This window comes from Asticcacaulis sp. (assembly GCF_020217185.1).
Taxonomy (GTDB): Bacteria; Pseudomonadota; Alphaproteobacteria; order Caulobacterales; family Caulobacteraceae; genus Asticcacaulis.
Genome location: NZ_JAIWNX010000182.1, coordinates 1 through 10,000 on the forward strand (window position 1 = coordinate 1; position 10,000 = coordinate 10,000).

Sequence of the window (10,000 nt, forward strand, 5' to 3'; positions counted from 1 at the left end):
GTTTCAACCGCCTGACGGCGCACATAGCGACCATTATTGATGGCCTGATTGAGGGCGTCGTTGCGGTTCACGGCGGCGTGCAGATGACCGACATTGCCGCCGATCTGGCGCGCCACCCAGCCGGCAAAGGCGTCGCCGAAATTACCGGTTGGCACGACAAATTCCGGCTTGGTCAGGCCCGAATGGGCTGCGGCGGCCAGATAGTAGGGGACCTGCCCCAAGAGGCGGCCCCAGTTGATCGAATTGACCGAAGAGATCAGACCCTGAGCCTTCAAAGACGGCTCAGACAGCAGCGCCTTGACGATCTTCTGGCAGTCGTCGAAATCGCCCTTCACCCCGACATTCAGCACGTTATCGGCCTGAACCGTTGTCATCTGAAGGCGTTGAACGGGCGAGACGCGGCCCAGCGGATGGAAGACGATCAGTTTGACGTGCTCAGACCCCGCAAAGGCGCGCACGGCGGCGGCACCCGTATCGCCGGAGGTGGCGGTCACCAGGGTGAGCTTTTCGCCGCGTTGCGACAGGGCTGCATCGGTCAGCGGGGCCATCATCTGCATGGCCATGTCTTTGAAGGCGTGGGTCGGGCCGTGGTACAGTTCGAGCAGATAAAGATCGTCTTCCAGTCGCGTCAGAGGCACGGCCCCATCGCGCAGAAAAGCGTCTTCGGTGCGCTGAGCCGCCGCCTTGACCGCCTGATCACCCAGAACGCCGACGCCAAACAGCCTGAGCAGTTTCACCGTCAGGTCGGCATAGCCGCCATTCGAGGCGGCGGACAGGTCGAAATCCGGGGTCGGCCACGCCTGCGGTACATAGAGCCCGCCATCGGGGGCCAGACCGTCGAGCAGAGCGCCCGCAAAGCTGCGTTGATCTTTGAAACCGCGCGTGCCGATATAGTTCATTTTGTTACCATTTCTTAAAAGCATTCAAACCCTTCTTGCTTCGCGAAGGGATTGTCCGCTAATAGGCGCAAGGGTTTCGCCCGCGATAAAACACTCGCGGCGGGCCTATCATTTTCAGACGCCTGAGAAAAGACTTTCCATGACGGTCGCGGCCATAAAATCGGACTTTCCGGCGCATATCGCGCAGGCGAAGCGCGTGACGCTGAAGGTCGGCTCGGCCCTTATCGTTAATCCGCAAACCGGTGCGGCCAACACGCTGTGGATGCGCGGTCTGGCCGAAGACGTGGCGCGGCTGCGTAAGGCCGGTGTGGAGGTGATGATCGTCTCCTCCGGGGCAGGTGCCCTGGGGCGGCGTTATCTGGGGCTCACCACGCGCCAATTACCGCTGGATCGTAAGCAGGCGGCGGCGGCGGCCGGTCAGCCCATCCTGATGCGCGCATGGGACGAGGTGTTTTCCGAACACGGCATCAAGGTCGCACAGGTCCTGCTGACGCGCGAGGACACTGAACGTCGCCGGCGCTGGCTCAATGCGCGCGAAACGGCGGACACCCTGCTCAAGCTGGGCGTCGTGCCGATCGTCAATGAGAACGACACCGTGGCCACCGAAGAAATCCGCTATGGCGACAATGACCGGCTGGCGGCGCGGGCGGCCATGCTGGTGCGGTCTGAGGCGCTGGTGCTGCTGTCGGATATTGACGGGCTTTATACCGCCGATCCGCGCAATAATCCCTCAGCGGAACATATTGCTGTAGTCGAAACCATCACGCCGGATATCGAAGCCATGGCCGGGGGGGCAAACGCCGCTGCCGGTGTTGGCACGGGCGGCATGGCGACCAAGATCGCCGCCGCGCGCATCGCCGGGGCGGCGGGCTGTTCGACCACCATCATGAATGGTCAGGCCCTGCGGCCCTTGTCGGCCTTGGGGCAGGGCGCACGCTACACCCTGTTTGCCGCGCAAGGCTCATCGGGAGCGGCTTATAAGGCATGGATCGCCGGGACGGTGGTGCCGGCGGGGCAAATCCATATCGACGCCGGAGCCGCAAGGGCGCTCGCTTCAGGTAAATCGCTACTGCCGTCGGGCATCAGCTCCGTCGCGGGCCTGTTTGACAAGGGCGATAGCGTGTCGGTCCTGCACGATGGGCGCGAACTGGCGCGCGGTATCGCGGCCTACAGCTCGGACGACATTGCTGCCATCAAGGGCAGAGCGAGCAAGGACATTGAGACGATACTTGGATACACCTCAGGTGATGAGGTGATCCACCGAGACGATCTGGTGATGGTGTGAGCGATGGATTGGGGGGAACTGTTTGCACGATGGCCTTCGCTCGCTTTCATTTTTAAATGGGGGGGATGGCTGCTTTTAACGCTGATGCTGGTCTTCATGATCCGGATGAGCTTCGCTCGAAGCCGCAAGGAGAAGCCGCCGCATCCGATTGTGATTGTTTCAGCCGAAGAGGGCTTCAAGGTATTAACCGAAGGCTTGGAGAAAGCCACCGTCCGCTGGTCTGATATTGAAGCGGTCACGATGATCAGGACCAATCAAGGGCCTTGGAAAGACGATCTTTTTTACCATATCGTCTATACGGGTGGTGATCTCACATTGCCCTCGAAAGCGGAAGGCATAGTGTATTGGGTTGGCACGCTCACGGCTTTACCGGGTTTTGATCTCGAAAGTTACGGGCAGGCTTTAAGATCAACGCAGAACAACAGCTTTGCCGTAGTGCTAAAGCGCTCATAGAACTGACAAATACGGGAAACGGCATGGACACCGCTGACAATCTGACCCAACTGATGACCGATCTGGCCGCCAAGGCCAAGGCGGGGGCTGAGGCGCTGCGTCTGGCGGGGCCGCAGGCGCGCACGCAACTGATCCTCAGCGCAGCGAAACACATACGCGCCCAGCGGGACGCTATTCTGAACGCCAATGCGGCCGATGTGGAGGCTGCCTCACAGAAGGGTCTGTCCAGCGCAATGGTCGAGCGTCTGGTACTCAACCCGGATCGCGTAGAGGCTATGGCCAAGGGCCTCGAAGAGGTGGCGGCCCTGCCCGACCCCGTGGGTAAGGAACTGGCGCGCTGGGAGCGCCCGAACGGGCTCGATATTGCTCGCGTGTCCACCCCCATTGGCGTTATCGGCATCATCTATGAATCGCGCCCGAACGTGACCGCCGATGCGGCGGCCCTGTGTATCCGCTCCTCCAACGGGGCCATCCTGCGCACCGGGTCCGAAGCGCTGAACTCGGCCAAAGCCATCTTCGTCGCCTTTGAACAGGCCTTTGCCGAGGCCGATCTGCCCGCCGCCGTGCAACTGGTGCCGACGGCGGATCGGGACGCTGTGGGCCTGTTGCTGGGCGGTCTGAATGAGGCGGTCAATCTGATCATCCCGCGCGGCGGCAAATCACTGGTCGCGCGGGTACAGGCCGAAGCGCGCGTGCCGGTTCTGGCCCACCTCGAAGGGCTGAACCACACCTATGTCCACGCCGAGGCCGATGCAGACAAAGCTGTCTCTATCGTTCTGAATGCCAAGATGCGCCGCGTTTCGGTGTGTGGGGCGACTGAAACCCTGCTGATCGACAAGGCGGTGGCCGAAACCCTGTTGCCGCGTATCGCTCTGGCCCTGATCGAAAAAGGCTGCGAACTGCGCGGTGACGAAGCGGCGCGCGCCATCCAACCGATGACGGCGGCGACCGAAGACGACTGGCGCACCGAATATCTCGACAAGATACTGGCCGTGCGCGTGGTCAATGGTCTTGGCGAAGCGGTCGCGCATATCCGCACCTATGGCACCGAGCACACCGAGGCCATCATCACCGAAGACCCGGAAGCCGCCGAAGCCTTCCTCAACGAAGTCGATTCCGCCATCGTCATCTGGAACGCTTCGACGCAGTTTGCCGACGGGGGGGAATTCGGACTGGGGGCGGAAATCGGCATTGCCACGGGCCGGATGCACGCGCGCGGACCCGTCGGGGCCGAGCAACTGACCACCTTCAAATACGTGGTGCGCGGCAGCGGCCAGACCCGGCCCTAAAAAACCATCCGGCTTTTTAACCAGCCTGTCACGCCTCTGTCTTCAAATCAGCTTAGGTCCTGCCCATAAAAAACCGGGGTGGAGACCTTTGATGGATAACAGGTTGTTAACGCACGCCGGGGTCTTATGGGCGCCACAATATCAGGAGCCGACATATATGGCGGCGCAACCCCGCAAGCGCATCTTTCTGCCTCTGGTTCTGGGCCTTCTGGTCCTGATCGCGCTTGCCCTGATGTCACCGGGCGCGCAGTGGCTGGTGTGGGTGGCGGTGGGCATCCTGGCCGTCAGCCTGCTGGTCACCTACAGCGAGTTACAACGCCACAAAAACACCGTCGTACCCGATGTGGTGCCGGTTCCGGAGCGCGTGCGCGTGCAACCGGAAGGGCCGAGCTTTCAGGAGGTGCTGCGCGCCATTCCCGATCCGGTGATGATCGTGTCGGGCATTGAGCCCAATGACATCGCCGGCCGCTGGATCGTCTTTGCCAATACGGCGGCCGTCGAAGCCTTCGGTATCGCCAAGGAGGGTGGTCTGCTTGTCTCCTCGCTGCGTTATCCCGAAGTGCTGGAGGCCGTCGATGAGGCCCTGTTCGGCAATATCGAACGCGATACGGTTTTTGAGACCTCCGGGGCTCAGGACAAGTTCTGGCGCGCCTGGACCTCGCCCCTGCCGGTGACCGAAGGCGGGCTGCGCCGTCTGGCCCTCCTGGTTATCCGCGACGAGACCGATATCCGCCGCATCGAGCGGATGCGTGCCGACTTCCTCGCCAATGCTTCGCACGAACTGCGCACGCCTCTGGCGTCCTTGACCGGATTTATCGAAACCCTGCGCGGTCACGCCAAGGACGATCTTAAGGCGCGGGACAAGTTTCTCAACATCATGGCGTCGCAGGCCGACCGCATGGGGCGTCTGATACAGGACCTTCTGTCTCTCAGCCGCATTGAGATGAACGAACACGTGCCGCCGTCCGGGGAAGCGGACATTTCGTTGTGCGCCCGTGACGTGATGGACAGCCTCAGCATTCTGGCGCAGGAAAAGGGCGTCTCTCTTTCCCTCAGCGGTCCGCCACCGGGCCAGTACTTCCTGACCGCCGACCGCGATCAGGTGTTGCAGGTCGTGCAGAACCTTTCGGACAATGCGCTGAAATACGCTCCGGCCGGTTCGACCATAGACATCGAAATTTTCAATGACTGCACCCTCGAAGAGGCCTTTGGCGCGCGTGATCCGGCGGCGGCCAAGCTGGTGCTGCTCAGACCCGATCAGCGCGGGGCCTGGTACACGGTGGTGCGCGTCACCGACCGCGGGCCGGGCATCCGTCGCGAGTTTTTGCCGCGACTGGCTGAGCGCTTCTACCGCGTAGAGGGCCAGAAGTCGGGCGACCGTCTGGGCACGGGGCTGGGTCTGGCCATCGTCAAGCACATTATCAATCGCCACCGCGGGGCGCTTGGGGTCGAATCCGTCGCCAAGCCCTCGGCTCTGGCGGATAAGGACCTTCTGCCCTATGGCGGGCTCGATGTCGCCCCCACCGGACCGGTTGAGACCTATACCAGCTTTACCGCCTGCTTCCCTCAGCCCGGTCGCTATAAGGAAAGCCCGACGGTTGGGTTTGTGAACGCGCGCTAAGCGAAAAATGACAGTTTTGCCGCTGTGGGCGGCATGGTGTAATAAGCTTGTCACAAATTCAACATATGGGCTTTCGCTAAGGAACCTTACGTCATGAACAATCACATCGTCAGAACCTACGGCGAAGAACTCGACCAGCTCAGCGCAGAAGTGATGCTGATGGGCGGGCTTGCCGAAGCGCAGGTCGCCGACGCGGTCGAAGCCGTGGCGCGCCGTGATGTGGCCTTGGCGCAAAGCGTCATTGAACGCGACCGTAAGCTCGACGAGCTGGAGCGTGATGTCGAACGCAAGTGCATCCGTCTAATCGCCCTGCGTCAGCCGATGGCGGCAGACCTGCGCAAGACGGTGGCGGCGATGAAGATTGCCACCTCGCTGGAGCGCACGGGTGATCTGGCTAAAAATATCGCCAAGCGCTCGCTGGTGATTGCCGAGGCCGAACCGATGTCGCCGCTGACGCGCTCGATTGAACGTATGGGCAAGCTGGTGTCGTCGCGCCTGCGCGATGTGCTGGATGCCTATAAGTCCGGCAAGCTCGACATGGCCATGGCTGTTTGGTCTTCAGACACCGAGGTGGACGAGCACTATAACGCGCTGTTCCGCGAGCTTCTGACCTACATGATGGGTGATCCGCGCACCATTTCGGCCTGCACCCATATTCTCTTCATGGCCAAGAATCTGGAGCGGATCGGCGATCACGCGACCAATATGGCCGAACACATCCATTACGAAATCACGGGCGAAGACTATGTCGATGATCGCCCGAAAATGTCCACCCTATAGGGGCCATCAGGAACTGTCATGAGCGTAAAACCCTACATCATTATCGCCGAAGACGAAGACGCCCTGTCCACGCTTCTGCAATATAACCTCGAAAAAGAGGGCTATGAAGTAGGGGTTGCCATTGATGGTGACGAAGCCCTCATGATGATCAATGAGCGTCAGCCGGACCTTCTGGTCTGCGACTGGATGATGCCGAAGGTGTCGGGCATCGAAGTGACGCGCCGCCTGCGCGCCCAGACCGAGACGCGCAACCTGCCCATCGTCATGCTGACGGCGCGCTCGGAAGAAACCGACCGCATCCGCGGCCTCGATACGGGTGCCGATGACTATGTGATCAAGCCGTTTTCGATGGTCGAACTGGTGGCGCGCATCCGCGCCGTCCTGCGTCGCATCCGTCCGGGTCTGTCGGAAGACCGGGTCATCTTCGGCGAAATCGTTATCGACCGTCTGTCGCACCGCGTGCAGCGTTCGGGCCGCGACGTGCATCTGGGGCCGACGGAATATAAGCTGCTCGACTATCTGATGCAGCACCCCAAGCGCGTCTTCAGCCGCGAACAGCTGCTCGATGCGGTGTGGGGCAATGACGTCTATGTCGAAGCCCGCACGGTCGATGTGCATATCGGTCGTTTGCGCAAGGCGCTCAATGCCGATACCGACTATGATCCGATCCGCACCGTGCGTTCCGCCGGTTATTCGCTGGATATGCAGGGCTGATTAACCGCCTTTGGTCGCGGTTGCTTCACCGATCCGCGTTATGAAAAGGCATGGATGCACAAAGCCCCGATGACCCGGAAGAGATGATCCGCCTCGGTGGACCCATGCCGGTTTTTATCCGCTGGATGCTGACAGGCGTTGGCCTGTTTGCCTGTGTGATGGTGGTGCTTGAGCTGGGGCGGGGTCTTTGGCCTCTGTCGGTGCTTACCCTGTTCTTCGGTTTCATTATAGCCGGTGGTCTCTCGGTCGGGCTGGCCTTTGTGGTGTTTGGCGCGCTGTCTCCGGATGAACTATGGGAGATCCGGCCGGGGTGTTTCACCCTGACCGTGACGCGCGGGCGGCACCGCTTGCAGCGGCACTTTACCCCCGATGACTTTGAGAACCTGACGGTGGTGCGCAACGACAGCGGCGACGGCCCCGATACCTGGCATCTGTTGGCGCGGATACGACTCGACAGCCCGAACCTGATCCTGCCTCAGCAGGAGCCCGTCTTTGCCGGGCTACGCTGGCTTGAGCTTTTTTCGGCACCCCTGAAAGGGCCGCACGCCCGGCCTGTCTTTCACGACCGCCTGCGCTCTCCCGCTCTGACCACAGAGGCCGCGGCGCAGAAGGCGCTGGCGTGCTTCCTGAGTGAATCGAAACGATTGCAGTAGCGCGATCGCTCTGACTGCCGGTATGGTGTGTGGAACGCACATCAGAGGGCTGCATGGATACGCCGCAAACCTTTACGCCTGCCGAGCGCCGGGTCACGGTCATTGCGCTGATGATCGTCTTTCTGCTGTCGGCGCTTGATCAGACCATCGTCTCCACGGCCATGCCGCGCATCGTGGCGCATTTGTCCGGGCTCGATCTCTACGCCTGGGTGACGACGGCCTATCTTCTGGCCTCGACCGTCATGGTGCCGATCTATGGCAAGCTGTCGGACATCTACGGTCGCAAACCGATCCTGGTCATCGGCGTCGTGATTTTCATTATTGGGTCGGGCCTGTGCGGTATGGCCGGAGAGTTTGGCGACCTGCCTCTGCTGGGCGGCGGTATGGTGCAACTGATCGTCTTTCGTGCCATTCAGGGGCTTGGGGGTGCCGCGCTGATGACCTCGGCCTTTGCGGTGATCGCTGACCTCTACCCGCCGCGCGAACGTGCCAAGCTGGGCGGGTTGTTCGGCGCGACCTTCGGGATTGCCAGCGTGGTAGGCCCGCTGATCGGCGGCTTCTTTACCGATATGGGCACGGTCTACCTGTTCGGTCTGCCCATAGCGGGCTGGCGCTGGGTCTTTTATATCAACCTGCCGCTGGCCGGGCTGGCCCTGTTCATGATTCTGGTCAAGACGCCCAAGCTGCTGCATCGCACGGGGGGCAAGATCGACTTTGCCGGTGCCATTCTGTTGCTGGCGACCTTTCTTCCCTTCCTGTTGGGCCTAAGTCTGGGCGGAACGGATGGCTGGACCTCGCCGCTGGTGCTGGGTCTGTTTATCGGTGCAGCCATTGCCCTGATCGCCTTTCTGGCCGTTGAAGCCAGGGTCGAAAACCCGATCCTGTCCCTGTCCTTGTTCCGTAACCGCACCTTCGCCAGCGCCAATCTGGCCTCGGTGCTGATCTTCATGGCGTTTATGGGTCTGGTCTCCTTCCTGCCGCTGCTGATGCAACTGGCGCTGGGGCTGTCGGCCACGACTTCGGGACTGGCGCTTATGCCGCTGACCGTAGGCCTGATTGCCTCGGCCACCCTGTCCGGTCTTCTGGTGCACAGGTTCGGCAAGTATCGCGTGATCATGCTGGGTGGGGCGGCCCTGACGGCCCTTGGGGCCCTGTGCCTCGCGACGCTTCCCAACACCGCCGGCGTGTGGGACGTGGTGTGGCGTGTCGCCCTGATCGGCATTGGTCTGGGGCCGGCGCAAAGCCTGTTCAATCTGGCGGTTCAGAACGCCGTCGAGCGGCGCGAACTGGGTGTGGCGACCAGCGCCGGTCAGTTCTTCCGTCAGATCGGTTCGACCGTCGGGGTGGCGGTCTTCGGTGCGGTCCTGACCCACAATCTGATGGTCATGGCCCCGAAGGCCAGCGCGGCGCATGAGCAGGTCCTGTCTCTGGCCGAACTGGAACGCATGGCGCTGACCAGTCAGACAGAAGCATCTGTTCAGGGTGGCGACGCCCGGGCACCGCTTGATCCGGTGGTGCGTGATACGATCTCGGATGCCATCAAAGGCGTGATGTTTGCAGGCTTTCTGGTGTCGATTCTGGGGCTTTTGGCCACCGCCCTGATCCCGGAACTGCCGCTCAAATCCTTCCGCGATCCGGAGCCCTTGGGCGAAGCGCCGGGTGAGCCACCCAGAGAGCTTTCACGAGAACCGTCACCGGAATAATTCGGGCGCGATGCCTTGCGCCGATTGCCTTCGCTTCCCATCCTGAGTAGGAAGACGATACAGAAAAAAGGTTGAGCAGATCATGGCCTTAAGCCCCCATATTATCGACGGTTCCGACGCCACCTTTGTGACCGACGTGCTCGAAGCCTCACAGTCCGTGCCGGTCATCGTCGATTTCTGGGCGACGTGGTGCGGGCCGTGCCGGCAACTGGGCCCGGCACTGGAAAAGGTCGTCACTGAGGCCAATGGCAAGGTGAAGCTGGTCAAGATCGACGTGGACAAGAACCCGGTCATTGCCGGTCAGTTGCGCGTGCAGTCCATCCCCACCGTCTATGCCTTTGTGGGCGGGCGACCGGTCGATGGCTTTATGGGGGCCAAGCCGGAATCGGAGCTGAAGGCCTTTATCGAAAAACTGGGCGTCGGTGGTGATGATGGCGCGCCGTCGATTGACGACGCGCTGGCGCTGGCGGCGCAATCGCTGGAGCAGGGGGATCTGGGCGGCGCGATGGAGGCCTATTCCTTCGTGCTGGATCAGGACCCGCAAAATCTAAAGGCTATCGCCGGTGTGGCGAAGATGTATATGAAGGTCGGACAGCCGGAACA

Annotated in this window: 10 protein-coding genes; 9 read left to right on the forward strand and 1 reads right to left on the reverse strand. The window is 61.5% G+C overall.

Annotated elements, in window-relative coordinates:
* The coding region (gene thrC, locus LDL37_RS08980) for a threonine synthase (protein WP_290796980.1) at window positions 1–899 on the reverse strand (899 nt) is incomplete at its 3' end.
* A 139-nt stretch (window positions 900–1,038) separates the two neighbouring features.
* On the opposite strand from thrC, the gene proB reads away from it, so the two are divergent.
* The 9 genes from proB to trxA all read left to right on the forward strand — a co-directional run.
* Window positions 1,039–2,184 carry a glutamate 5-kinase gene (gene proB, locus LDL37_RS08985; protein WP_290796982.1) on the forward strand — a complete coding sequence of 382 codons (1,146 nt, stop codon included), beginning with the start codon at window positions 1,039–1,041 and terminating at the stop codon, window positions 2,182–2,184.
* A gap of 3 nt (window positions 2,185–2,187) precedes the next feature.
* Window positions 2,188–2,637, forward strand: coding sequence for a hypothetical protein (locus LDL37_RS08990; protein ID WP_290796985.1), 450 nt, complete (start codon window positions 2,188–2,190; stop codon window positions 2,635–2,637).
* Between the two features lie 23 nt (window positions 2,638–2,660).
* Window positions 2,661–3,926 (forward strand): glutamate-5-semialdehyde dehydrogenase, encoded by a 1,266-nt coding sequence (locus LDL37_RS08995; RefSeq protein ID WP_290796988.1) that lies wholly within the window; start codon window positions 2,661–2,663, stop codon window positions 3,924–3,926.
* Between the two features lie 157 nt (window positions 3,927–4,083).
* Window positions 4,084–5,547: a histidine kinase dimerization/phospho-acceptor domain-containing protein gene (locus LDL37_RS09000; protein WP_290796991.1), complete on the forward strand. Its 1,464-nt coding sequence runs from the start codon at window positions 4,084–4,086 to the stop codon at window positions 5,545–5,547.
* A 93-nt stretch (window positions 5,548–5,640) separates the two neighbouring features.
* Entirely contained in the window at window positions 5,641–6,327 is a 687-nt protein-coding gene (phoU, locus tag LDL37_RS09005; RefSeq protein ID WP_126422341.1) for a phosphate signaling complex protein PhoU, read from the forward strand.
* Window positions 6,328–6,345: 18 nt separating this feature from the next.
* The gene (phoB, locus tag LDL37_RS09010) at window positions 6,346–7,041 is read left to right on the forward strand and encodes a phosphate regulon transcriptional regulator PhoB (RefSeq protein ID WP_126422343.1); all 696 of its coding nucleotides are present in this window, start codon (window positions 6,346–6,348) and stop codon (window positions 7,039–7,041) included.
* A gap of 50 nt (window positions 7,042–7,091) precedes the next feature.
* Window positions 7,092–7,694 carry a hypothetical protein gene (locus LDL37_RS09015; protein WP_290796997.1) on the forward strand — a complete coding sequence of 201 codons (603 nt, stop codon included), beginning with the start codon at window positions 7,092–7,094 and terminating at the stop codon, window positions 7,692–7,694.
* Window positions 7,695–7,747: 53 nt separating this feature from the next.
* On the forward strand, window positions 7,748–9,397 hold the full coding sequence (locus LDL37_RS09020; RefSeq protein WP_290796999.1) for an MDR family MFS transporter: 1,650 nt from the start codon (window positions 7,748–7,750) through the stop codon (window positions 9,395–9,397).
* An 82-nt stretch (window positions 9,398–9,479) separates the two neighbouring features.
* The coding region (gene trxA / locus LDL37_RS09025; protein ID WP_290797002.1) for a thioredoxin at window positions 9,480–10,000 on the forward strand (521 nt) is incomplete at its 3' end.